The 24,488-nt window shown below is 32.1% G+C and carries 20 protein-coding genes; 13 read left to right on the forward strand and 7 right to left on the reverse strand.

What is annotated here, in order from left to right:
- The first annotated feature begins 52 nt into the window (after positions 1 to 52).
- From ACM591_RS01890 to ACM591_RS01915, 6 genes are all read left to right on the forward strand, one after another.
- Entirely contained in the window at positions 53 to 523 is a 471-nt protein-coding gene (locus tag ACM591_RS01890) for a peptide-methionine (S)-S-oxide reductase (RefSeq protein WP_029378571.1), read from the forward strand.
- A gap of 192 nt (positions 524 to 715) precedes the next feature.
- Positions 716 to 1,795, forward strand: a complete 1,080-nt coding sequence (locus tag ACM591_RS01895) for a GntR family transcriptional regulator (RefSeq protein ID WP_029378570.1) — start codon at positions 716 to 718, stop codon at positions 1,793 to 1,795.
- Positions 1,796 to 1,936: 141 nt separating this feature from the next.
- Positions 1,937 to 3,559, forward strand: coding sequence for a xylulokinase (locus tag ACM591_RS01900; protein WP_326026869.1), 1,623 nt, complete (start codon positions 1,937 to 1,939; stop codon positions 3,557 to 3,559).
- The gene (locus ACM591_RS01905) at positions 3,537 to 4,232 is read left to right on the forward strand and encodes an L-ribulose-5-phosphate 4-epimerase (RefSeq protein ID WP_029378568.1); all 696 of its coding nucleotides are present in this window, start codon (positions 3,537 to 3,539) and stop codon (positions 4,230 to 4,232) included. Before ACM591_RS01900 ends, ACM591_RS01905 begins: the two co-directional genes overlap by 23 nt.
- 12 nt (positions 4,233 to 4,244) lie before the next feature.
- The gene (araA, locus tag ACM591_RS01910; protein ID WP_418354408.1) at positions 4,245 to 5,666 is read left to right on the forward strand and encodes an L-arabinose isomerase; all 1,422 of its coding nucleotides are present in this window, start codon (positions 4,245 to 4,247) and stop codon (positions 5,664 to 5,666) included.
- A 70-nt stretch (positions 5,667 to 5,736) separates the two neighbouring features.
- On the forward strand, positions 5,737 to 7,140 hold the full coding sequence (locus ACM591_RS01915) for a sugar porter family MFS transporter (RefSeq protein WP_029378566.1): 1,404 nt from the start codon (positions 5,737 to 5,739) through the stop codon (positions 7,138 to 7,140).
- Positions 7,141 to 7,242: 102 nt separating this feature from the next.
- On the opposite strand, the gene ACM591_RS01920 is transcribed toward ACM591_RS01915, so the two are convergent.
- Positions 7,243 to 7,374, reverse strand: a complete 132-nt coding sequence (locus ACM591_RS01920; RefSeq protein ID WP_029378565.1) for a beta-class phenol-soluble modulin — start codon at positions 7,372 to 7,374, stop codon at positions 7,243 to 7,245.
- Between the two features lie 481 nt (positions 7,375 to 7,855).
- Here ACM591_RS01920 and ACM591_RS01925 point away from each other — a divergent pair, with 481 nt between their 5' ends.
- Both ACM591_RS01925 and ACM591_RS01930 read left to right on the forward strand, forming a co-directional pair.
- The gene (locus tag ACM591_RS01925) at positions 7,856 to 8,584 is read left to right on the forward strand and encodes an ABC transporter ATP-binding protein (protein WP_029378564.1); all 729 of its coding nucleotides are present in this window, start codon (positions 7,856 to 7,858) and stop codon (positions 8,582 to 8,584) included.
- On the forward strand, positions 8,581 to 9,675 hold the full coding sequence (locus tag ACM591_RS01930) for an ABC transporter permease (RefSeq protein ID WP_029378563.1): 1,095 nt from the start codon (positions 8,581 to 8,583) through the stop codon (positions 9,673 to 9,675). The genes ACM591_RS01925 and ACM591_RS01930 overlap by 4 nt, the downstream gene beginning before the upstream one ends.
- Before the next feature lie 67 nt (positions 9,676 to 9,742).
- Here the strand turns inward: ACM591_RS01930 and ACM591_RS01935 are convergent, their stop codons facing one another.
- Positions 9,743 to 10,288 (reverse strand): PadR family transcriptional regulator, encoded by a 546-nt coding sequence (locus tag ACM591_RS01935; protein ID WP_029378562.1) that lies wholly within the window; start codon positions 10,286 to 10,288, stop codon positions 9,743 to 9,745.
- Positions 10,289 to 10,381: 93 nt separating this feature from the next.
- Between ACM591_RS01935 and ACM591_RS01940 the strand changes: the two genes are divergently transcribed.
- Positions 10,382 to 10,933 (forward strand): phenolic acid decarboxylase, encoded by a 552-nt coding sequence (locus ACM591_RS01940; protein ID WP_029378561.1) that lies wholly within the window; start codon positions 10,382 to 10,384, stop codon positions 10,931 to 10,933.
- Positions 10,934 to 11,003: 70 nt separating this feature from the next.
- On the opposite strand, the gene xylE is transcribed toward ACM591_RS01940, so the two are convergent.
- From xylE to ACM591_RS01960, 4 genes are all read right to left on the reverse strand, one after another.
- Positions 11,004 to 12,452: a D-xylose transporter XylE gene (gene xylE, locus ACM591_RS01945; protein ID WP_418354409.1), complete on the reverse strand. Its 1,449-nt coding sequence runs from the start codon at positions 12,450 to 12,452 to the stop codon at positions 11,004 to 11,006.
- A gap of 20 nt (positions 12,453 to 12,472) precedes the next feature.
- The gene (xylB, locus tag ACM591_RS01950; protein WP_326007985.1) at positions 12,473 to 13,963 is read right to left on the reverse strand and encodes a xylulokinase; all 1,491 of its coding nucleotides are present in this window, start codon (positions 13,961 to 13,963) and stop codon (positions 12,473 to 12,475) included.
- Positions 13,964 to 13,968: 5 nt separating this feature from the next.
- On the reverse strand, positions 13,969 to 15,291 hold the full coding sequence (gene xylA / locus ACM591_RS01955) for a xylose isomerase (RefSeq protein ID WP_029378558.1): 1,323 nt from the start codon (positions 15,289 to 15,291) through the stop codon (positions 13,969 to 13,971).
- A 210-nt stretch (positions 15,292 to 15,501) separates the two neighbouring features.
- Positions 15,502 to 16,653, reverse strand: coding sequence for an ROK family protein (locus tag ACM591_RS01960; protein ID WP_038679260.1), 1,152 nt, complete (start codon positions 16,651 to 16,653; stop codon positions 15,502 to 15,504).
- 605 nt (positions 16,654 to 17,258) lie between these two features.
- Here ACM591_RS01960 and ACM591_RS01965 point away from each other — a divergent pair.
- From ACM591_RS01965 to ACM591_RS01975, 3 genes are all read left to right on the forward strand, one after another.
- Positions 17,259 to 18,692, forward strand: coding sequence for a YhgE/Pip family protein (locus ACM591_RS01965; protein ID WP_058625904.1), 1,434 nt, complete (start codon positions 17,259 to 17,261; stop codon positions 18,690 to 18,692).
- Positions 18,693 to 18,714: 22 nt separating this feature from the next.
- Positions 18,715 to 19,167 carry a MarR family winged helix-turn-helix transcriptional regulator gene (locus ACM591_RS01970; protein WP_029378555.1) on the forward strand — a complete coding sequence of 151 codons (453 nt, stop codon included), beginning with the start codon at positions 18,715 to 18,717 and terminating at the stop codon, positions 19,165 to 19,167.
- A gap of 302 nt (positions 19,168 to 19,469) precedes the next feature.
- Positions 19,470 to 20,036, forward strand: a complete 567-nt coding sequence (locus ACM591_RS01975) for a DUF4064 domain-containing protein (protein ID WP_058625905.1) — start codon at positions 19,470 to 19,472, stop codon at positions 20,034 to 20,036.
- A 91-nt stretch (positions 20,037 to 20,127) separates the two neighbouring features.
- On the opposite strand, the gene ACM591_RS01980 is transcribed toward ACM591_RS01975, so the two are convergent.
- The gene (locus ACM591_RS01980) at positions 20,128 to 20,949 is read right to left on the reverse strand and encodes an AraC family transcriptional regulator (RefSeq protein ID WP_029378553.1); all 822 of its coding nucleotides are present in this window, start codon (positions 20,947 to 20,949) and stop codon (positions 20,128 to 20,130) included.
- 319 nt (positions 20,950 to 21,268) lie between these two features.
- Between ACM591_RS01980 and ACM591_RS01985 the strand changes: the two genes are divergently transcribed.
- The gene (locus ACM591_RS01985) at positions 21,269 to 24,388 is read left to right on the forward strand and encodes a GA-like domain-containing protein (RefSeq protein WP_326007981.1); all 3,120 of its coding nucleotides are present in this window, start codon (positions 21,269 to 21,271) and stop codon (positions 24,386 to 24,388) included.
- Positions 24,389 to 24,488 lie beyond the last annotated feature (100 nt).

A 24,488-nucleotide genomic window follows, 5' to 3' on the forward strand; every position in this document is an offset into this window, starting at 1 on the left:
TGCGGGAATTACTATACTTTATTAAATATAAGAAGCAATAGGAGTGATAATAATGGAAACAGTTTATTTAGCAGGCGGGTGTTTATGGGGTGTGCAAGCCTTCGTCAAAACACTTCCTGGTGTGATTAATACTGAGGCGGGTAGAGCTAATGGTATTTCGAATACTTTAGAGGGCGAATATGATGGTTATGTGGAAGTTGTTAAGACAGACTTTGATCCTAAAAAGGTGACAATAACAAAGTTGATGGGGTATTTATTTGAAATTATTGATCCATACAGTGTAAATCAACAAGGGGAAGATATTGGTTTGAAATATAGAACTGGTTTATATAGTGAAAACCCTGAACATTTGAAAGAAGCTCAATCTTTTATAGATTTATATGAAAATCATCACCTTATTGCAACGGAAGTGTTACCTTTAACAAATTATGTTAAAAGTGCGAGAGAGCATCAAGACCGATTATCCAAATTTCCAAATGATTATTGTCATATACCTAAAAAGCTTGTTGAAAAATATAAATAATTGAGTAGTTATCAAGATCACTTTTAGTGACTTAAGTGGCAATATTACTGCATGTGGAGTTTATTTAATCTATCTATATAAAAAAGTTGCACAATTATAATTTTTTATAGCGAATGATTCAGAGAATAAATTAGACGTATGCTATAATATACGTTATTACTAAATATTGGTGCGATTAGGAGATTTTCAATTATGAATAAGCCCAAATATCAAATTGTAGCGAATGAAATAAAGGAAAAAATAATAAATAAAACATATCAAGTCGGCATGTTGTTACCAACAGAAAAACAATTTCAGGATAGATATAATGTGAGTCGCTATACGATAAGACAGGCGATGGATGTACTTGTTCAAGAGGGATTTATAAAAAAGAAAAAGGGTTCAGGTTCTTATGTTAGCTATAGTTATTTGAACGCGCGCCAAACGCATGAAACTAAAAAAATAGGTGTTATCGTGACATATTTATCGGATTATATTTTTCCAAGTATCATTAGAGGTATAGAAAACGTGTTAAGAAAAAATGGCTATTCCTTGATACTAGCAAGTACGAATAATAATCATGAAGAAGAACGTAAATGCTTAGAAATGATGTTAAACCAAGGTGTGACAGGATTAATTATAGAACCTACTAAAAGTAATGTTTATAATCCAAATCTATCTTATTATTCACTGTTCAAACAACGCGATATTCCGATTTTAATGATAAATGCAAAATATGATGAATTGAATTTACCGTATACAGCTATTGATGATGTGAAGTCAGGTTACTTAGCGACTAAGTATTTGATTGATCATGGGCATGAGCATATTGCGCTGATTACGAAAATTGATGACAACCAAGGTAAACTAAGGATGAAGGGTTATTTTAATGCCTTTGAAAGTAATCATATTCTGTTTAAAGGTGAACATATTTATACCTTTGATACTGAAAGTAAACCACAAGTAATCGAACAAATTGTAGAACATATTTGTAATAAAAAGATTAACATTACTGGTTTGGTTTGCTATAACGATGCTATTGCATATGAAGTCATGCAAGAATTAAAAAAAAGAAATATGCAAATACCGAATGACTTATCGGTTGTAGGACAAGACAATTCAGTGTTAAGTAAGTTGAGTGAGATGGATTTAACTACAACTTCCCATCCTCAAGAATTACTAGGTAGTAGAGCGGCTGAGTGGATGATTAGTGCAATAGATACAGATAAACAACAAACATCACAACTCATAGATACATATATTATAGAGCGTAATTCAGTGAAAAAAATATAAATACTGACTCAAACTAATTATTATGTTGGTTTGAGTCTTTTTTATTATCTGACATGTACGGACAAAATATATTAAAAATTGACATGTACGGACAAATGATATAAGGTATATTTGAAAACGTTTTCAAAGGGGCGTTAAAATATGTATGATTTGAATAGGAATTTAAAGAGTGAAGATATTTCAATAGGAATTGAACTAGGCTCCACGAGAATTAAAACTGTAGCTATAGATCAGGATTTAAACACTGTAGCTACAGGGAATTTTGAATGGGAGAACCAATTCATCGATGGATATTGGACATATTCTATTAATGATATTTGGGTTGGTTTGCAGAAAAGTTATAGCGCAATGACAGTAGAAATCAAAGAAAAATATGATTTAACCCTAAGAAAAGTGAGATCCATTGGGGTGAGTGGTATGATGCACGGCTATTTAGCATTTGATAAAAACGAAGACTTGCTCGTACCATTTAGGACTTGGAGAAATGGCAACACAGCTGAAGCGGCAAAGTTACTTAGCGAAGCATTTCAATTTAACATACCTGAACGCTGGAGTATTGCACATTTGTATCAGGCTATATTGGATAAGGAACCCCATATAAATCGAATAACTTATTTAACTACATTAGCTGGATATGTACATTGGTACTTAACTGGCGAAAAGGTTTTAGGTATAGGTGATGCTTCAGGTATGTTTCCTATAGACGTTGATACAAAAAGTTATAGAAAAGATTTGCTAGAGGAAGCAAATCATATTTTTAAAACAGAGCATTTTGAAAATTCAGTTGAAAAGATATTACCTGAAATTAAATTAGCTGGTGAAAATGGGGGAATGCTCACAGAAGACGGGGCGACATTACTAGATTCTTCCGGCAATCTTGAAGCAGGCATTTTGATGTGTCCCCCAGAAGGTGACGCTGGTACAGGTATGGTTGCAACAAATACAGTTGCTCAGAATACAGGTAATATATCCGCTGGCACAAGTGCGTTTGCCATGGTTGTACTATCAAATGCTTTAAAAGACATGTACCCCGAGATTGATGTTGTGACAACTCCTGATGGCAGCGAAGTAGCCATGATTCATACTAATAATTGTACTTCAGATATTAATGATTGGATGAATTTATTTGGTGAAGTGTTAAGTGTCATGGGCGTTGATTTTTCATCTGATGATTTGTACGGACATATTTTCAAGCATTCATTAAGTAGTGATGATAACATAGGTGGTTTACTTTCATATAATTATGTCTCTGGAGAGAATATCACAGATGTAGAAACTGGCTATCCGTTATTTATACGAGAACCTAATTATCAGTTCAATTTAGCAAATTTTATGAAAATGCATTTATTTAGTGCCTTTAGTACTTTAAAAATTGGTATGGATTTACTAAAGGAAAATGAATCTATCGACATAGATAAGTTAATTGCTCATGGTGGGATATTTAAAACAGAAGAAATCGCTCAACAAGTGCTAGCTTCTGCACTTGAACAACCTATAACGGTTATGGAAACGGCAAGTGAAGGTGGTGCATGGGGCATTAGTGTTTTAGCATATTATGTCGCATTAGATACTGAAGCACCGTTAGATGTATTCCTTAATGAGTCTGTATTTATAAACACTAAAGAAAGTACATTAAAACCAATAGAACAAGAAGTTGTTAATTTTAATAACTATGTAGAAAAAATGAAAAATGGATTATCGATTGAACAATCGGCATCTAAATATTTAGGAGGGGATACGAATGCTCGAAGCGTTAAAATCTGAAGTATATAAAGCGAATTTAGAATTACCTAATAGAGGCTTAATTAAGTATACATGGGGTAATGTCAGTGCGTTTGATTCAGAATCACAGCTATTTGTTATTAAACCAAGTGGTGTGGATTATGATGAAATGAGGCCTGAGGATATGGTGGTTTGTAATTTAGACTGTGAAATTGTTGAGGGGGATTTGAAACCATCTTCAGATATGCCAACACATGCAGTGCTATATAAAAAATTCGACGACATTGGAAGTGTAGTGCATACACATTCACCTTGGGCGACTACTTGGGCACAATCTGGACTGTCAGTTCCTGCGATGGGTACCACACACGCGGATACATTCTATGGGGATATTCCATGCGCAAGATTTTTAACAACAGAAGAAATAAACAAGGATTATGAGTATGAAACAGGGAATGTCATCGTTGAAACATTTGATGAAAAAGGGATAAACCCACATGAAGTACCTGCTGTTTTACTACATGGACATGCACCGTTTATATGGGGAGAAAGTTGTGACAAGGCCGTCATGAATGCAGTTGTTTTAGAAGAAATATGCAAAATGAATATATTTACACGTCAGTTAAATCCATTTGCTGAAACATTACCTAAAGCAATACTCGACAAGCACTTTGAAAGAAAACACGGAAAGAACGCCTACTATGGCCAACAATAAGGGGGAAACAAAATGACAAATATAAAGAAATTCTGGTTTGTAGTTGGATCACAAGCACTATATGGTGAACAGGCATTAGATCAAGTTAAACAAAATGCTCAAAATATAGCTGACGGGTTGAATAAAAGCGACATATTACCTTTTGAGATTGAATTACAGCCTAAATTGGCAGTCTCAGCAGATATCATTACTGAAATTATGAAAGAAGCTAATTATCGTGATGATATTTTAGGTGTTATTACTTGGATGCATACATTTTCACCAGCAAAAATGTGGATAAGAGGTACTAAATTACTACAAAAACCACTATTACATTTAGCGACACAATACAACGAAGATATTTCTTGGGAAAACATCGATATGGATTATATGAATCTACATCAATCGGCACATGGGGATAGAGAATATGGTTATATTAATCGCCGCTTGAATAAAAATAATGAAGTTATATTTGGTCATTGGAAAGACGCAAATGTGCAACAGCAATTAAGAGATTGGATGCTTATAGCCAATGCTTATAGTGAAAGTTTTAATTTAAAAGTAGCTAGATTTGGTGACAATATGCGTAATGTGGCAGTAACAGAAGGAGATAAGATAGAAGCACAAATTCAATATGGCTGGACTGTTGATTACTATGGTATCGGTGATTTAGTCGAATACATTAATCAAGTTTCTGATGAAAACATAGATGAATTATTTAAAACATACGAAAATTTATACGAATTTGATTATAGAAATTATAGTGAAGAAGAATTTAATAGTTCAGTTAAAGAACAAATTAAGTACGAAATCGCAATCAAACAATTCTTGGATGCCGGTGGTTATACTGCTTTCACTTCAAACTTTGAAGATCTACACGGTATGCAACAATTACCAGGTTTAGCAGTACAAAGATTAAATGAACAAGGATATGGATTTGCCGGCGAAGGGGACTGGAAGACAGCAGCATTAGACCGTTTGTTGAAAATTGCTGCAGAAAATGAATCAACAGGATTTATGGAAGATTATACGTATGATTTAAGAAGCAGCCATTCACATATTTTAGGATCACATATGTTAGAGGTCGATCCGACACTTGCCGAAACAAAACCGAAAATTGTTGTGAATCCACTAGGCATAGGTGATAAAAATGACCCAGCAAGGTTAGTGTTTGATGGTAAATCGGGTGAGGGTGTTGTCGTAACTATGCTTGATTTAGGGATACATTATAAATTTATTATTAATGAAATAGAAGCTAAAAGACTTGATGAACCTGCTCCTCATTTGCCGGTAGCTAGAGTGCTATGGGAAGTGAAACCATCATTAGAAAAAGGCGTTAAACATTGGATAGAAGAAGGCGGCGGACATCACACGGTACTTTCTCTGAAATTAACACGATTACAAATAGAAATATTGTTGAAAATGTTTGACGCGGAATACACGCTAATTAATTGATTGTCAAAAACGTTTGTCGTGAATTGATGCATATGTGGTTAAGTTTTTCATTAAAAAGAGGGTGAATGGGATGAAAGTTAACAGTAAGGTTTCAAATCGTTTTATCTATTTCTTTGGAGCATTCGGTGGTATATTATTCGGTTATGATATAGGGGTTATGACTGGAGCGCTACCATTTTTAAGAGAAAACTGGGGTATCGAAAGTGGATTTATTATAGGTTTAATTACATCTTCAGTTATGTTGGGGGCTATATTTGGAGGTATTTTAGCTGGTAAACTGTCGGACAAGCTAGGTAGAAGAAAAATGATATTAATTTCAGCAATTATTTTCGTTATTGGTTCAATCTTGTCAGGGATTGCGCCCCATGAGGGTAATTACTTTTTGATTATATCTAGAGTTATACTTGGTTTGGCAGTAGGTGCAGCTTCAGCATTAGTGCCTGCTTATATGTCTGAAATGGCGCCAGCGAAATATCGTGGCCAATTATCAGGTATGAATCAAACTATGATCGTATCAGGAATGCTATTATCTTATATTGTTGATTATTATTTAAGAGGGCTACCTATAGAGATTGGTTGGAGATTAATGTTGGGTATTGCGGCTGTTCCTGCACTAATTTTATTCTTAGGTGTCTTAAGGTTACCAGAATCTCCAAGGTTCTTAATTAAAAATAATCGGTTTAAAGAAGCTAAAATGGTATTAAGTAATCTTAGAAATAATCGTAAAGTCGATGAAGAATTTGAAGAAATTAAAAAAACAATTCAAAAAGAAAATAACGTGAAAAATAATCAATCATTAGCCACATTATTTAATGGTAAATATAAATACTTAGTAGTTGCGGGATTAGGTGTAGCAGCATTTCAACAGTTTCAAGGGGCGAACGCAATATTTTATTATATTCCATTAATTGTAGAACAAGCTACTGGAAATTCTGCGAGTGATGCGCTTATGTGGCCTATTATTCAAGGTGTAATACTTGTATTAGGGTCATTACTCTTTATTTGGATAGCCGATAAATTTAACAGAAGAACATTGCTTATGCTAGGTGGTACAGTAATGGGCTTATCGTTTATATTGCCTGCTATTATTCATATGTTTTTACCAAATGCGAATCCGATATTGATAGTAATCTTTTTAAGTATTTATGTTGCCTTTTATTCCTTTACATGGGCACCACTTACATGGGTTATTGTTGGTGAAATATTCCCGTTAGCAATTAGAGGTTTTGCTTCGGGTAGTGCGTCATCATTGAACTGGATTGGTTCTTTCTTAGTTGGTCTTTTGTTCCCAATTATGACAGCTTACTTCTCACAACAAATTGTTTTTGCAATCTTTGGTGTTATTTGTATACTCGGTGTATTATTTGTGAAAAAATTTGTTCCAGAATCAAGAGGTCGTACACTTGAAGAGATTGAAGCAATTGGAGAGTCACACAATTCGAATAAGGTTAATGCACAAGTGAAAAATATATAATAATTTAAGTAGAAAACAATGTGGTAGATCAAAAAAAGACCTTTTCTATGAAACGCTTCAATTAAGAAGGGTTTCTAGAAAAGGCCTTTTTAATGCATATGTTTATTTAAAGAAACCTAAAACGAAGTCTACACCTTTACCTAAAACCTCTGCGATGCTTACGCCCATTGTAGCCCAGTCATGTGATAAACCTGCGCTTACTGCTTTACCAATTGCTTCTACGATTTCTGCCATGTGAAACACTCCTTTTTTTGAATTTAAAATTAAAACATTTGCTTTAATTTGTTAAATACAATATAACTTGTTTTATTAATTAATTGTACAAAAATGCCCAACCAAACATTTTTTATGCCTAAGTGTAATAATAGTTTTTTTATAGGAATTGTAAGTATAGTGTGTAAATTTTAATTCTTTGTAAATTTTTAATGTTGTATAGCGCTTTTATTAGAATTGTGGCATGATGGTAAGTTATGAAGCTGAATTAATTATGGATCAGAGTGATTTTAATGAAGCGAAGAAAAAATAGGATTAGGGTAATGAGATCATTTTAGCAAAATTGTTCATTACCTCTTTTTATTCATTTCACTTCTTAATATTATTAGACATATTTTTAAATGTGTTCAGTAACGCTAAGGTTTGTTTGTTTTTATATTTTATAGGTATATAATCGCATTATGAATGATAATTGACAGTGTGTTTAATAAGGGGGAAGGGCATGTCTGAAGTTGCAGCTAAACTAACAAGTGCGACAAAATATTATGGTAAAAAGAAAGTTTTAGATCATATTAATATTGAATTACCATTTGGGAAAATTTTAGGGGTAATTGGTCCAAGTGGTTCGGGTAAAACGACAACGATTAAGTGCCTTATGGGTATGGAGAAATTGGATGAAGGTCATGCTCAAATATTCGATACTAGTATACCCAACCGTAAAATTCTTAATGAAATTGGTTATATGGGGCAAATTGACGCGCTATATGAATCGTTAACTGCTCGAGAAAATTTAGTGTTCTTCGGTAATTTGATGGGTTTAGACGGTGATAAGCTAAAACAAGCGATTGATAAGAATATGAAGCTAGTTAATTTAGAGAATGAATTACATCAAATTGTGAATACATTTTCAGGTGGTATGAAGCGCAGATTGTCTTTAGCGATTACTTTACTGTCAAATCCTAATTTAATTATATTAGATGAGCCAACAGTGGGCATTGATCCGAGCCTTAGAAAAGATATATGGAAACAACTTAACCTACTAACAGAGGAAAATAAGTCAGTAATTGTGACAACGCACGTCATGGGAGAAGCCGAACGCTGTGATTACATTGGGTTAATTATGGAAGGCCGTTTATTCACTATGGGAACACCAAAAGAACTGAAAGAGAAATTCGGTGTAAATTCTATAGAAGAAGTGTTTATAAAGGCTGAAACGGAGGCGCAATCATGAGATTTAAAGCCGTTTTTATAAGAGTTGCCAAGGAATTATTGAGAGATAAAAGAACATTGGCTTTAATGTTGTTCGCACCGATTTTAGTATTAACATTGCTATATTTCGTTTTTGATACAAATTCAGAGACAAATTTAAAAATTGGTATTACTGACCATGTGCCTAACAAAATTGTAAATGAATTACCTTCAGATAAAGTGGATATAGAGAAGGTTGATTCATCAGATTCTGTAAAAAATACGATGGTAGATTCAGAGCTAGATAGTTATATTACGAAAGATGGGTCTAAAATAGAAGTAACATATGCTAATGAAGACCCTAGTAAAACTGATGCTACGAAACAGTTACTTGCTAGTGCACTGCAGAAAAATAAAATGCAAGATATGATGAAAATTGTAGAAAAAATTCCAGATAATATGCAGCAAGGCAATAAGCAATCCTCAGAGAATTTAGAGTTGGATAATCATTATCTATATGGTAATTCAGATAGTACGTACTTTGATAAAATGTTCCCAATTTTAATTGGTTTCTTTGTTTTCCTCTTCGTATTTTTAATATCTGGTATCGGATTACTTAGAGAGCGTACTAGCGGTACACTTGAACGTTTGTTAGCAACGTCGATTAAAAGAAGTGATATTGTGTTTGGCTATTTAGCAGGTTATGGTTTATTTGCTATATTGCAAACGTTACTCATCGTGTTTTATGCGATTATTATCTTAAACATAGAACTTGCGGGTAGTATTTGGTGGGTATTGTTAGTTAATATTTTAATCGCATTGGCCGCATTGTCTATGGGAATATTTGTTTCAACTTTTGCTAATTCTGAGTTCCAAATGATTCAGTTTATACCTATTGTAGCAATTCCTCAAATTTTTTTCTCAGGTATTATTCCTTTAGAGAATATTGCTAATTGGGTAAGTTTTATAGGTTATCTATTTCCTTTAAGATATGCAGGTGATGCATTGACACACATTATGATAAAAGGACAAGGGCTTGAATATATTTGGTTCGATATTTGTATATTATTTGTCTTTATTATCGTGTTTACTATTTTAAATATTATTGGGCTTAAACGTTATAGAAAAGTTTGATTTTGTATTAACTTGAAAAACTAAAAGCGCCTTTCTTAACAGTATAACTGTTTAGAAAGGCGCTTTTTTAATCTTTGAAATTTTGGTGACAAGATTTTAGCCAATTGATATTATGTGTTTCTCTTTCAATAGCATAATCTAATACAAGATAATGCCCAAAATGTTGTTCTTGAGATGCTTCATTACTAAATAATGCCGTACGTCTTTCTTTTAAATGTTCTAACTTTAATTCGTGTAAATGAATTTGCTCGTCAAACATTACTGGTAATATAGGATCATTTCTATCATTAATAAAATACAATTTTAAATTGAATTCATTTTTGTGAACTGACAACTCAGGTGTTGGGGACACTAACCATTCATTCAGTAATTGTCGTCCTGTGTCTGTAATAGCATATATCTTTTTTTCTAACTTTTCTCCTGTTATTTCAATCGTTTTATCAATTAAAAGACGACCATGCAATTTTTTTAATTCAGGATAAATTTGACTGTGATTTGCTTGCCAAAATTCACCAATATCACGTTCAAAAGCTTTCTTTATATCATAACCAGACATACGTTCATTTTTTAAAAGACCTAGTAATACATATTGTAATATGTTTTTTTGTGCCATAACATCCTCCTTGACGTTTTATCGAATAAAGTATAGCATTTATATGTAATCAAAAACATGTAATTAATTACATGTTTGGAAGGAGCTTTTTTTATGACTAATAATTTTGAAACATTAGAAGATTTTTTAGGTACACATCTTATTTACACTTATGATAATGGTTGGGAATATGAAATGTATGTGAAAAATGAGAACACGATTGATTATCGTATACATGGCGGTATGGTAGCTGGTAGATGGGTTAGAGATCAAGAAGCGAATATCGTGAAACTAACTGAGGGAGTTTTTAAAATAACTTGGACTGAACCAACAGGTACAGATGTAGCATTAGACTTTTTACCTAATGATCAGATTATGCACGGTACAATTTTCTTCCCTAAATGGGTTGAAGAGCATCCAGAAATAACAGTGACTTACCAAAATGATCACATTGATTTAATGGAAGCATCTCGTGAAAAATATGATACTTATCCTAAATTAGTCGTACCTGAATTTGCGAAGATTTCATATATTGGTAACGCAGGACAAAATAATGAAACGGTTGTTAATGTCGCGCCATATGAAGGTATTTTAGAAGATATTAGAAGCGGTAAGTTTTTTGATGAAAATTATCAACATACAAATAGTAATTCGTTAATTAAATAAGTTTATAGAAAATGGTCAACCTTCATAGAGCGTTGACCATTTATTATATGTGAAAGTACCTTAATGGTTACTATATCGAATGAGAATTACTTTGAACTTTTTCCTCTTTATTTGAAATAGATGTCACGTCTTCTTTTTTCCAAACATTCTCTAGTTCTTCAAGTGTTTTCCCTTTGGTTTCAGGAATGAATTTCCAAACGAATAGTCCTGATAAAATACTCATCAGTGCATAAAAACCATAAGTCATGGCGCCGCTAACATCCATCATAGTTGGATAAGTAGATGTAATCGTAAAGTTAGCTAACCATTGCACTGCCACAGCTATTGCCATAGCACTACTTCTAATTCTATTAGGGAAGATTTCTGATAATAATACCCAAATAATAGGTCCCCAACTCATCATAAATGAAGCAGTATATAGGACTAAAAATATTAAAGTTATAACACCAAATGCACCGTTTGCAGCTAAGACACTCATACCAATCATGCCGATTGCCATACCAGTTGATCCAATTATTAGTAAAGGTTTTCGTCCAAATTTGTCTACATATAATATAACGATGATTGTGAAGATCACGTTTACTAATCCCATGACAACGGTTTGTATCATAGATGTGTTGCTACCTGAACCTAAATTTTCAAAAATACGAGGTGCGTAATATAAAGCAACATTGATTCCAATAAATTGTTGGAAAACAGATAATAAAATACCTACTATAATAACAGTCTTACCAAAACTGAAAAGTGGCGCTTTCACATCTGTTAACTTATTTTTAGTAGCTAAAATGTCATTTAGTACATTTTGAGCATGATTCTTAGAAGAATAAATTCTATTAAGCACCGAGAGGGCTTCTGTATTTTTATTACTTAATGATAAGAACCTAGGTGTTTCAGGTACTAAAAATAATAAAAAGAAAAATGCTATTGCGGGAATCGCTTCAGTAATAAACATATAACGCCATCCAATATCTTGAATCCAACTTTGGGGTTGGCCATATGTAATACCATAATTGACAAAATACACTACTAACATACCGAATATAATGGCAAATTGATTCCATGAAACGAGTTTACCTCTAATTGACGAAGGGGCTATTTCACTAATGTACATAGGAGAAATTGCAGAAGCTAATCCTACGCCGATACCGCCAATAATACGGTAAAGATTAAATGCTATGAGTAGACCAAGGTTTGGTTCAGTTGAATTGAAAAATAAAAATTCAGGATATCCTGACAAAATTGCAGAAACGATAAATAAGATGGCAGCTACTTGTAATGATTTTTTTCTACCTAAGCGACTTGAAAAACTTGAAGACAATAGACCGCCAATAATACAGCCGATTAGCGCACTAGACACAGTGATGCCATGAATGAAACTGCCATAATCTTTCGTCAAATATTGTTGTAGAGATTGTTCTGCTCCAGAAATAACTGCTGTGTCATAGCCGAATAATAAACCACCGAGCGTTGCGATTAAAGCTATTTTAAAAATAAATTTTTTATTATTATAAGTTGACATATATCCATCCCCTTGATAGATCACTTAAATTTATTAAGTTTTTGAGTTACTGGCTGCGTAGCGTCATAAATTGTTTTATAAATATTAAATAAGTCTTGATAAGATTTTGTGTTTGTTTCAATGGGATATACTTTTTGATGGTATGCTATCCATGCTTCGCTCATTTCGTTGAAAGTATTAAACCATTGTTCTCCCATAGCTGCTATCATAGCTGCACCATAAGCTGGACCTTGTTCTTCTATTCGTGTAGTAATAGTTGTATTGAAAATATCTGCTTGAATTTGAAGCCATTGATTATTTTTAGCACCACCACCAATTGATACAATTTCATTAATGTTAATAGCATTATTTTTCATAATTTGAATACTTTCATTAATCGAGTAAGTAATGCCTTCGATAACAGCACGTTTCATATCGAGCTGTGTCGTATTTGCATCTAAACCGATGAAACTACCTCGTACTGAAGCATCGTTATGTGGCGTACGTTCACCTAATAAATAAGGCGTGTACATTAATCCATTAGCACCAATTTCTGATTGATTAATATCTTTTAAAAAAGTAGTGAAATTTTCATCAGCAGAGATAAGTTGCTTAAGCCATTCGAGGCTATACCCAGCAGATAAAGTCACACCCATAATGTATTTTTGGTTTGGAACACAATGGTTAAAGTAATGTACGTTTCCATCATTTTCATAATCAGTACGATTTTCAATAGACAATGCTACGCCTGAAGTTCCGATACTTACGAGTTGCTTTTGTTCGTCGGTAATACCTGAACCTAAAGCGCCACAAGCATTATCTGCGCCACCTTGGTACACATTAATGTTCGAATCAATACCTAAAGAATTCTTTACTTTTTCAGTTAATTGTCCACTTTTTTGATGTGAAGCAATAATTTCTGGGCAAATGGATGGATCAATATTTAAACGATACAATAATTCTGTGGACCAATTTTCATCTTTTACACTAAACATGATTGTACCTGCAGCGTCTGAAGGTTCTGTGTAAACATTACCTGTCAATTTATACACTATGTAGTCTTTAGGCAACATAAACTTAGAGATACGCTTGTAGTTGTCTTGCTCATTATTCTTTAACCACATAAGCTTAGGTAAAGTGAATCCTTCTAAAACAGTGTTTTGTGTTAATTGTAATAATGAATTAAGTCCTAGGTTTTGTTTAATGTCTTCAACTTCTTGAGAAGTTCTTGTATCATTCCATAAAATGGCTGGTCTAATTGGATTGCCCTCTTGATCAATGACTACTAGACCATGCATTTGTCCAGAAAAACTAATGCCAGATATATCATTATGAGTGTAATGATTTAATATATGTTTTAGACTCTCCAAGGTTGCTTCATACCAAATTTCAGGATCAATTTCGCTGTATCCTGACTTAGGGTGTGCCGTATTATAAGAGACGCTGTAAGATTCTACAACGTCGCCACTTTTATTTACTACGAGCGTTTTTAAAGCACTCGTGCCAATATCTATACCAATTACATAGGCCATTTTTATCAATCCTTATTATTAATATTTAAGATATATTGATTAATTTGTGATTTAATAACTTCTAAATGATCAGAGGTATTATTAATTGTATTAATATTGAAAGCATAATCTTCTAATTCTTTAAATGAAGTCTCTCCTTCAACTATTTTCTTACCAATGCCTTCATTAAATGATTTGTATTTTTCATCCATAATATTTTCAAAGAAATTATCTTCAATCATCTTATAAGCAACTCGTAGGCCTAATGCGAAAGTATCCATACCCGCAATGTGAGTTAAAATTAAATCTTCTTGTTTAAATGATGTTCTTCTAGGTTTAGCATCAAAGTTTAATCCCCCTGGAGCCAACCCGCCATTTTTAAGTATTTCGTACATTGCTAACGTAGTATCGTATACATCAGTTGGAAATTCATCTGTATCCCATCCTAAAAGGGGATGTCCTTGGTTAGCATCTACTGAACCCAACATATTGTTATCACGTGCATATCTTAATTCATGTTGGAATGTGTGGCCAGCCAGCGTCGCGTGGTTAGCTTCAATATTAAATTTAAAGTCTTTATCTAAATCATATTTTTGTAAGAAAGCGTGTGCAGTTGCAACATCAGTATCATATTGATGTGTGGTAGGTTCTTTAGGTTTTGGTTCTATTAAAAATTGACCCGTATAGCCAATTTCATCTGCGTAACTTTTTGCCATTTTAAAGAAAGTAGCTAAGTTATCTAACTCTAATTTCATATTAGTATTTAATAAACTTTCATATCCTTCACGACCGCCCCAAAAAACAAAGTTTTCAGAACCAAGTTTTTTAGCAATTTCTAATGATTTTTTTACTTTTGCAGCTGCATATGCAAATACTTCAGCATTTGAAGACGTGGCTGCACCATGAACAAAACGCTCGTGAGTAAAGTTGTTGGTTGTATTCCAAAGCAATTTCTTACCAGTTTGATCCATTTTTTCTTTAATAAGTTCTACAATGATATCTAAATTTTCATTAGATTCTTTTAAAGACGCGCCTTCTGGAGCAATGTCTACATCGTGAAAACAAAAGTAATCAATACGTGTTTTTTCCATAAATTCAAAAATTGCGTCTACTCTTGCTTTTGCTTTTTCCATCTCGTCTAATGAATCCCAATCACGTTCCGCAGCACCCACACCGAATGGATCGGAAAGGTCAGCAGTAAAAGTGTGCCAATAAGCGACACTGAATCTTAAAAGTTCTGACATGGAGTGATTACCAAGTTTTTCTTCAGGATTGTAATACTTAAAACTAAAAGCGTTATTTGACTTAGGACCTTCGTAATTTACTTTATTGATATCAAAATAAGACATAATATTCCTCCTACATTTTAGTTGGTTAATTTAATAAACAAACTAACTTTAGAGGTAATATAGCACATCGTTCATTTTTTGTAAACGCTTACTAAAAAATAAAAAAGAGTGGGTCAGAAATCGATTTAGCTCGAAAGATCTCATTGACCCACTCAAATAAGGAAGAATAGACGGTCCGAGATATCTATTTTATAACTCAGACTGCTGTAATTATTTAATATTCATTTGAATGTTATTTATATTTAATGTTTTTTGCATTATTGCTAAAGTGCCACCCAATAAAGTAGCTTGTTTTACATTAGTGGTTAAATGTAATTGAAATGGACTGCCTTGAGAAAAATAGGAGAATTGCTCTTTAATTTCATTTAAAATATTTGGTAATTCATTAATTAAAGGACAGTTAATATAAATAGCGTCTGGGTTAAATTGTGTATTCAAATTATGAATCAGAACTGTCATTCTATTAATAAATTGCTTAATTTCATGAGCAACAATTGAATTTCCATCGTTGTAATATTGGATTAGTTCTGTAAACGTCAGTGTGATGCCCAATTTATTATTTATTTTCTGTATTAAAGCGTCTTGAGAGCATATATCTTCAATTTTGTAATATTCGTTGTCATTGTTATTTATAGATTCCAAAACCAATGTCTTACCTATCTCTCCAGCCTCTCCATTTGAGCCACGATAAAGTTTTTTATTTATTATGATGCCAGCGCCAATACCCTTGTGAATACTTAAAGTAATCAAATTATTTATGTTTGAATTAATATATAAACTTTTTTCATATAGCGCTGATAAATTTGCTTCATTTTCTATAACGACAGGAACATTTGTGAATGACTTTAATTCATCAGTAAATGTACGTTTCTCATTTTTATGAAAAGGAAGATTGATTATGTTTTGCTCATCGTCAACGATACCATGTATGGATATAGATATACCAAGTAACCCATGTAACGTATCATATTTTTCTGAGACGTTTATATTAGATTTTAAAATTTGTAATATACTGCTTACATTTTTATCATTTAATTCATAGGAATCTTGCTTTAATATAGCAGCATCAAAGTAGTTGTACATTAATTCAACGGAATCATATGTTAAATCCATAGAAATATAGTAGCCATATTTTTGGTTAATTTCGAGTAAAATAGGCTTTCGTCCACCACTTTTAGTACTATTGCCTTCTCCTACTTCATTAACTAAACTCTTATGTTTTAAGTTGTTCAGAATGTTAGAAATAGTAGCTTTATTAAGTTCTAAATTCTTCGATATTTGTGTTCGTGAAATATTACTGTTATTGAAAATTTGTTTTAATACACGCTTCTCATTTTCATTTACTATAAAATTATTTTCCATTTATTATTACCTCTTATCTAATTTGGACAGGGGAAGTTCGGTTAATATTACCAAGTGTAACATAGTGTGATTTGAGTACTAGATGTTGGCAAACGATATGAGCAACATTATTCTATAATCAATTATATATTATAAAGTAGAAAATATAAATTTAAGTTATAGTCGTAGAATGCCGAATGAGCATAGATTAATTAATGTACCATAAAAATTAATAACTAAATGAAGCAAGTCGATAAAATTACAGAATAAACAATAATTATGATTCGATTTCTCATAATTATAATCACGTGAATTTAAGTGGCTAAGCATAAATTCAAAATTGATTTACGAACTGATTGTTATGTAATGGAAATAAAATAGATATAATATAATTATCGATTTCACAATAGTATAATTTATTTAAATATAGTAACTTGATTGACAACTGTTTTTGAAGCGAGTATGATATAAAAATGTATAAGGGATGTACTATTCTAGAAATTTATATATCCCCATAAATTTGAATAGCTATAAACGCCCCCGGAATAAGCATTTTAGCATGTTTCGGTTTTCAAAAATCTAATAGTACACACGGTGTACAATTGTAAAAAGGAAGGTAAGAAAAGATGTTTAATGAATTTAAATTTATTTTTAGAAACAAAATGTTAATTATAGCGCTTATAGCCATCGCAGCTATCCCGTTGCTATATGTAGCATTATTTGTTGGTTCTATGTGGAATCCTTATGATAAGACAGATCAATTAAAGATTTCTATTGTTAACCAAGACAAGACCGCAAAGTTGAATGGTGAAAAAGTCACAATCGGTGATGATGTAGTAGACAAATTAAAAGATAATGATAAGTTTGACTTCCAAGAAGTTTCTAAAAAAGAAGCATATGACCAACTTGAAAGAGGTAAAAGTGTTGGAACAATCATTATCCCTGAAGATGCATCAAGTAACGCAACAACATTATTAGATAAAAACCCTAAAAAAATAAATTTAGAAACACAAGTAAATCCAGGTTCAAGTTATACTGGTAGTCAATCAGCTCAGAAAGCAATTAATACAGTGACAGACTCAATCAAAGAAAATATCCGTTCTAATTATTTAGACCAATTATTTGATAGTGCTAAAAAATCAAAATCTGGCTTCCAAGATACTTCTGAAGCTTTAGGCAAAATGTCAGGCGCTGAATCTCAGCTTATTGATGGAAATCAACAAGTTACAGATGGTTTGAAACAGCTAGAACCTGCAGTAGGACAGCCTGCACAACAGTTGATTTCAGGAAATCAACAAGTTACAGATGGTTTAACTCAATTACAACAAAATAATAATCAATTAAAAGAAAAAATTGACCAATCAGTTTCTCAACAAGAGGGAGTTGCATTTGAAGGAGACAACGAAAAAGCTCTAAATAATGTGACGAAAGTGAATGAAAATAATGCTACAGAAGCAGATAAATATGGTGAAACAATCGTCCCATATATGGCAAGTGTTAGCTTATTTGTAGGCGCAGTTTCATTTAGCGCAATTTATCCTTTAAGAAAAGTGTTAAGTAAAGAGATAACATCAATCAAACAAGTATTCGGCAAACTATTACTGTATCTTGTACAAGGTACAATATCAGCACTCTTAATGAGTAGTTGGGCGATATTTGCTCTGAACATGTCTATCGATAATATTGGCAAATTTATCTTAGTAGGATTATTGTGGGCCATCGCAGCAATTACCATCACTACCTTCTTAAGCCTGTTGCTAGATAGAATTGGGCTCTTTATATCGATGGTTTTACTAATACTACAATTAAGTTCAAGTGAAGGGATGTTCCCAATAGAATTATCAGCACAATTCTTTAGATGGATCCACCCATTCTCACCAATGTCATATGCAATACAAGGATACAGAGAAGCAATCTTTACTCATGCGGGACATTTTAACTTTGGTTTTGTTGTAGCCTTACTCATTGGCATTATTGCAGTAATGATTATTTTACAATATATAGTAATATTATGGTTTAACAAGAGACAAAGAGTACCTTTCTCAATAGAGTTTAAATAAGTGTTATTCGGAGGTGGCTTATTTGGAAAATGTAGATAAGACAATTGAAGAAGCGATTATTAAATTTCAAATAGTAATGTTGCATTTAAATAAAGAGATTGTAGATATCGTTAAAGAGACCGGGCTAAGTAATTTGCTTTCAAGAGAACAAATTGAAGCAATGAGAATTATAAAAACAGAAGGTAAGGTAACGATTAATGAATTAGCTCGTTTACAAAACATTTTTAAAACGGCTGCATCAAAGCGTATAGCGAAATTAGAAGAGATGGGATATGTGCAACGTGCACATTCAGATAACAAACGTATCAAACTCATTAAATTGAGTGATGAAGGTGAAGCATTTTTGAAGAAAGCAACGTCTGTTATGACAGAAGCAGTGAAAGATCGCCTTGGAAATAAATTTACAGCCGAAGAAGTTCATCATTTCGTAGATCAACTTACACATATTGATAATGCTTTTAGAGAACACAAATAAATTACAAAATAAAGGTTCGAGACATGGAGAGATGTTTCGGACCTTTTTTGTAAATATGCTTGTCGAAAAATTAATACAGCAAATCATTATAAGCAAGCAGATTCTCTGTCTGGTGTTCTAAATTTTCTAGCTAATATTAAAAGATGTATAACTATAATTTGAAAAAGGTTAATATTTATATAATGTGGACTTAGATATTCGCAATTAGTATAATTAACATTGTAATTAAGTATTTTTTATATTATGTTGGTAAAGATTATTGTTTTAATAAATTTAATTATATAAATAGGAGGAACATTGTTATGAAAAGAACAATAGAACGCGTTCTAACGTGGATTGGCATTGCGCTACAATTAATTGCTGTAATATTATTGGCTATTTTAATTCCGATGTTAGGAAATAATGAAATCAAAGATACTTTTATTAACCAAATGATGCAAGAAGAGTCTAGCCTTACGTATGGTGATGCTAATGCATTCTTTAGTTCATTAAGCGGAATTGTAACTACAGGTTTAGTAATAGGTATTATAATCTTAATTATTGCATTGATAGCAGCATTCTTAATTGGTAAAAAAGCTAAAATAGCAGGTGTTTTACTAATTATTGCAGGTGTGATTTCTTTATTAGGTAATTGGATTAATGCTGTACTGTGGATTGTTGCGGGTATCATGTTATTAGTGAGAAAGCCAAAAGCGCCTGTTTATAGTAAAGACAATGATGAGGATATAAATCCATATATTAAAGATGGTTCACAAGTCAATGAACACAATAATTCTTTTGTTTTATCAGAAGAGCAAAAAGAAAACGAAAAAGAAGCTATAAAAGATGAATATACAAAATCAGATGAAGAGAATAAATATAAGTACTAAATTACAATTGTAATAACATCATTTTAAACACCAAGTCGCCTTAATGTATGCGAAACTTGGTGTTTTTTTATATACAAGATAAGATTTGAAATTATTCAGATTTTATTAAATCTAATATTTGTTGTAAATATTTGTATAACTCATGCTGCTCAATTGTTTCATTTACCTGATTAATAGAATTTTGATTGATAAATTCTTTAGGTGACATGTGCATTATATTTTTGAAATCACGTAAATAAGTATTGTAAGAACGAAATCCATATTCTCTCCAGGTAGATTCCCAATTACCATGTAATAAAAGTTCCCTCGACAAACTATAAATCTTCACTTTTTTAATATACTTTAATAAAGATATATTCATTTTCTTTGAAAATTCACGTGAGAGGTAACTACTGTTCACAAAAAATTTCTTTGAAATATAAGATAAAGATAAAGGCTTTTTATAATTTGTATTAATATATTCAACAACATTTTTAATTAAGTTATGTGAGTATGACATATTTACATACAAATTATCTTTTGAATGATTGAGGTAGTTAATAAGTTTTATTACCCCAATATCTGCATTAAAAAAATCTTCCTCTAGAATCCCTTTAAGTGTCTCAATATAAGTTTCAGTTATCTTTTTTGGTGGTGGATAGTTGTCTGAAGCACCTTCCCGATAGACTAATGAAAAGCGGTGATAGGTTATGTTGTTTATAGAAATACAGGCAATGATAGCTTGCCTACTAATTATTAAATTTTCTTCGAAGTCATAAACTATAAAAACTTCACCTTGTTGGAACGTATACGTTGAAGCCAATTTTTGAAAAGAGACTTCACCTGCGATAACTAAATATAAATTTGCGAAGTTAGGTGTATTTAAATAGTTGATTTTGTCGTGTTGTTTATAAATAACTAGGTTGTAATTCACTATGCTCCCTCCGACCTTTTTATAGTGGAATGAATTCTTGAATTAATTTCAGCCACAAAAGCATATATTATATTGAAAATATTACAACTAATTTATATTACGGTCAATTAATAAACTAAAGTTAAATAAAAATAACTTAATAATATAAAAACATTCGATTTAGTCAGTCTTTTCTCATGTTTTTTGATTAGAAATACCATTATTTTACTCTGGTTTTTGATTTGAATTCTATCATGGAAGCTTATGATATCTTTTGATTAATAAAGAAATAAAACATGGAAATAATTTTCAAATTGAAGAAGGAGGATTAAATATAAGAATGAAAAAAGTGAATTCTTTATTTAATGAAAAACAAAGATATTCTATCAGAAAGTACCATATAGGTGCAGCATCAATTATCATTGGATCGGTTGTTTTTATGAATACCGGTTCCTTAAGTTACGCTTCAGAAGTTGATAATAAAGCTTCTGAAATAGTTGAAAATGAAATACATACTAATAAAGAAAGAATAAGTAATATAGACACAGCAGTTCAAGAGAAAGAAGATAATAAAGCTAATAGTACGATTGAAAATCAAAATAATAATCCAGAAAACCAAAAAAGTGAACTGAAAAAAGAGGTATCACTAGTTACAGAACTGCCAATTTCAGCACCTTTATTAGAAAAAGATAATTCAAAAAATGACACTCAAGAGAAAGAGGTCAATAAAGCAGATAAGCAATTAAATGATCAAATAAATTCTGGTGAGTCGCCAAAGCAAGTTATACAAGAAAATAAAGACAATCAAGTTGAGGAACACAGTAACAAAAATAACAATCAAATTAAAGATTCTAAGACAGGAGAAGTTTCAAACCATGATGAAACTGAACTCATTAATAAGGAAGATAATTTAAAAGTAGATGGAACAGATGATACTAACAAAGTAGTAATAAGTCAAAATGAAAATCGACAAAAAGTAAGAAGAAAAAGAAATGTCGTGAATCCATCGAATGATAATAATTTAACAAACGATGATTATAACAAAAATGCTAATCAAATGAATACAGATGTCTCTAGTGATGGAACAATGACTTATCAGTGGTATCCGGTGATTGGAGGGTTATCTAGCCAAGAAAGATTTTTGATAACAAACGGTTACGGCGATAATGAAAATAGGGCGCGTAAGAAAGCTACAATGCTTTGGTTAATATCTAACTTTGATTTTACTAAAGAACAAAGACAGAGTTTTAAAATACAAGATTTAAACAGCCCTTTGTTTGGAGACGATGTATATAAATGGCTTGAGGAAGCTAAGAAGGGCAATATTATACCTAAACAAGGCACGATGAATTTAGGTAGAAGAAATGAAATGATTATAAGTGCTAATAACATCATTTTGAGTGACAATAAAGGATTTGATAGAGGTATTATAAATTTCGGAGATACTAGAAACTTCACACCTTCAGATAGTGACGATGTTAATAATACAACCATAACTAGTTCAGATATTGATTTTGGTTTTACTTTAAAACCTCCTTTTGAAAAGATTGGTGTAGATAATACTTGGGCTGTTAGTGATAATGAAAAAGAAGAAATTAAAAGCGCAATAAGAAAGGCAAATAGTAATATTAATTTTGTTAATATCAATGTTAGCTATAACGGTACTGTATTTGCACAGGCTTTAAATAGCTCTGGAGAAATTGTGGATTCAGCAGACTTAAATGCTAATACAGTAATTATAGATAAAATATTTATAGAGAAAAAAGAAAAATTAGATACATTAATTAGTTTGGTTGAAAATACTAAATTATTAGATGAGAGCTTATATACGCCTGCTAGTATCAATTTCTTACAGAGAGAATTAGACTATACTTCAATTGTTATTCGTGATAGTTATGATCCTGAGATAAATACCATACCAGATATAATTTCAGCAACAAATCGCTTAGATTATGCGATTAAATCATTGGTTAGACGAGCGAACGTGACAGAGTTACAAAATGCAATAAGTAACGCAAAAAACCAAGGACCATTTGATAATAATATAGAAGAAGATCAAGCAATTATATTAGCACTTGAAGTTGGCGAAAATACAGTGGGAAACGAGAATACGCCACAAGATGTTGTGGATACTGTAACAACAAATATTAATAATGCATTAAGAGAAAGATTACAGGTTAAAAACTTATTACAAGATGTAGAGACCCTTGTGAATGAAGCAGAAGAGAAAAATAGAAATGCCTCAAATATGGTAGTAACGGCATTGACGGATGGAATATTTAGTAATAATGAAAATAATACGTTAACTGAATTAGTAAATAGCGCAAATAATAAAAAAGCTGAAGCTCAAGATAAAATTAATTTATTACCTGATAGCAAAAAAGCACCGTTCCAAAACAGAATAGATAGTTTGCCAACTATTTCTATACCAGAAGTAAATGATGCCGACGGCAATGGTATCGCAGATGATATAGACCAAGCGAAAGCTCGAGCAGAAAACAAAGTGACTGAAGCTGAAGCAGCGGATCAAGCCGCGAAAACAAAATTAACAGAGTACCAACAAGATGGATTAATCACAGCATCAGAGAAAACAGACTTAGATAGTTTGGCGGCGACAGCACAAAGTAAGAAAGCGGAAGCGCAAGGATTAGTGGATGCATTGCCAGATGGATTAAAGAACGACTTAGTAACACGTCTAAATAACTTAACAGGTATCCAAGTGCCAGCAGTAAATGATGCCGATGGCAACGGTATAGCAGACGATGTAGACCAAGCAAAAGCTCAAGCAGAAAGTAAAGTGTCTGAAGCCGAAGCAGCGGATCAAGCCGCGAAAACAAAATTAGTCGAGTACCAACAAGATGGATTAATCACAGCATCAGAAAAAGCAGACTTAGAAAAATTAGCAGCAATAGCACAAAGTAAGAAAGCCGAAGCACAAAAACTTGTTGACGCAATACCAAATGATGTTAAAGAGGCACTACAAAATCGTCTGAATAGATTAGAGGGCATTGTAGTTCCATCTGTTAGTGTGAATAGTAACAATGGACAGTCTAACTCACATAATATGCAAGGCAAAGATGATATTAATAAAAATAAGGATACATTACAAAAATCACCTGCTTTAAGTAGTAATCCTCAAAAAACATTAAACAGTAAAGCTGATACATCTAATGATGCATCAAATGATATGAAAGGTACTCATATGAGTACTGCAAATAATGAAAGTACCAACACTACTAAACTTAACATTAATAGTGATAATACTAAGAGAGGCAAATCTAATAATGTGAAGGTGTTGTCACCAAGTAAAGTAGATGAGAAAATTGATGCTAAAACTTTACCTAATACTGGTGAAGAAGCAACTAAAGATACAACACTATTTGGAGCTTTATTAGCATCTATTGGTTCACTAATAGTTTGGAGAAGTCGTAAAAAAGAAAATACGAAAGAAACTAAGTAACACTATAACAAGATTTAATATAGTAAATTAGTATTTGCAAAATTGTTTGAAAGGTCCGAGATATTAGTATATCTCGGGCCTCTTATTATATATATTGAAA

This window comes from Staphylococcus sp. Ze2, from assembly GCF_048568365.1.
Lineage (GTDB): Bacteria > Bacillota > Bacilli > Staphylococcales > Staphylococcaceae > Staphylococcus > Staphylococcus xylosus.

Coding starts and splice junctions, on each gene's coding strand:
- ACM591_RS01915 (WP_029378566.1), top strand. CDS start 5,737: ATGAAAGTTAACAGTAAGGTTTCAAATCGTTTTATCTATTTCTTTGGA.
- ACM591_RS01940 (WP_029378561.1), top strand. CDS start 10,382: ATGACTAATAATTTTGAAACATTAGAAGATTTTTTAGGTACACATCTT.
- ACM591_RS01925 (WP_029378564.1), top strand. CDS start 7,856: ATGTCTGAAGTTGCAGCTAAACTAACAAGTGCGACAAAATATTATGGT.
- ACM591_RS01890 (WP_029378571.1), top strand. CDS start 53: ATGGAAACAGTTTATTTAGCAGGCGGGTGTTTATGGGGTGTGCAAGCC.
- ACM591_RS01960 (WP_038679260.1), bottom strand. CDS start 16,653: ATGGAAAATAATTTTATAGTAAATGAAAATGAGAAGCGTGTATTAAAA.
- ACM591_RS01900 (WP_326026869.1), top strand. CDS start 1,937: ATGTATGATTTGAATAGGAATTTAAAGAGTGAAGATATTTCAATAGGA.
- ACM591_RS01920 (WP_029378565.1), bottom strand. CDS start 7,374: ATGGCAGAAATCGTAGAAGCAATTGGTAAAGCAGTAAGCGCAGGTTTA.
- ACM591_RS01975 (WP_058625905.1), top strand. CDS start 19,470: ATGAAAAGAACAATAGAACGCGTTCTAACGTGGATTGGCATTGCGCTA.
- xylE (WP_418354409.1), bottom strand. CDS start 12,452: ATGTCAACTTATAATAATAAAAAATTTATTTTTAAAATAGCTTTAATC.
- ACM591_RS01905 (WP_029378568.1), top strand. CDS start 3,537: ATGCTCGAAGCGTTAAAATCTGAAGTATATAAAGCGAATTTAGAATTA.
- xylA (WP_029378558.1), bottom strand. CDS start 15,291: ATGTCTTATTTTGATATCAATAAAGTAAATTACGAAGGTCCTAAGTCA.
- xylB (WP_326007985.1), bottom strand. CDS start 13,963: ATGGCCTATGTAATTGGTATAGATATTGGCACGAGTGCTTTAAAAACG.
- ACM591_RS01985 (WP_326007981.1), top strand. CDS start 21,269: ATGAAAAAAGTGAATTCTTTATTTAATGAAAAACAAAGATATTCTATC.
- ACM591_RS01930 (WP_029378563.1), top strand. CDS start 8,581: ATGAGATTTAAAGCCGTTTTTATAAGAGTTGCCAAGGAATTATTGAGA.
- ACM591_RS01965 (WP_058625904.1), top strand. CDS start 17,259: ATGTTTAATGAATTTAAATTTATTTTTAGAAACAAAATGTTAATTATA.
- ACM591_RS01895 (WP_029378570.1), top strand. CDS start 716: ATGAATAAGCCCAAATATCAAATTGTAGCGAATGAAATAAAGGAAAAA.
- ACM591_RS01935 (WP_029378562.1), bottom strand. CDS start 10,288: ATGGCACAAAAAAACATATTACAATATGTATTACTAGGTCTTTTAAAA.
- araA (WP_418354408.1), top strand. CDS start 4,245: ATGACAAATATAAAGAAATTCTGGTTTGTAGTTGGATCACAAGCACTA.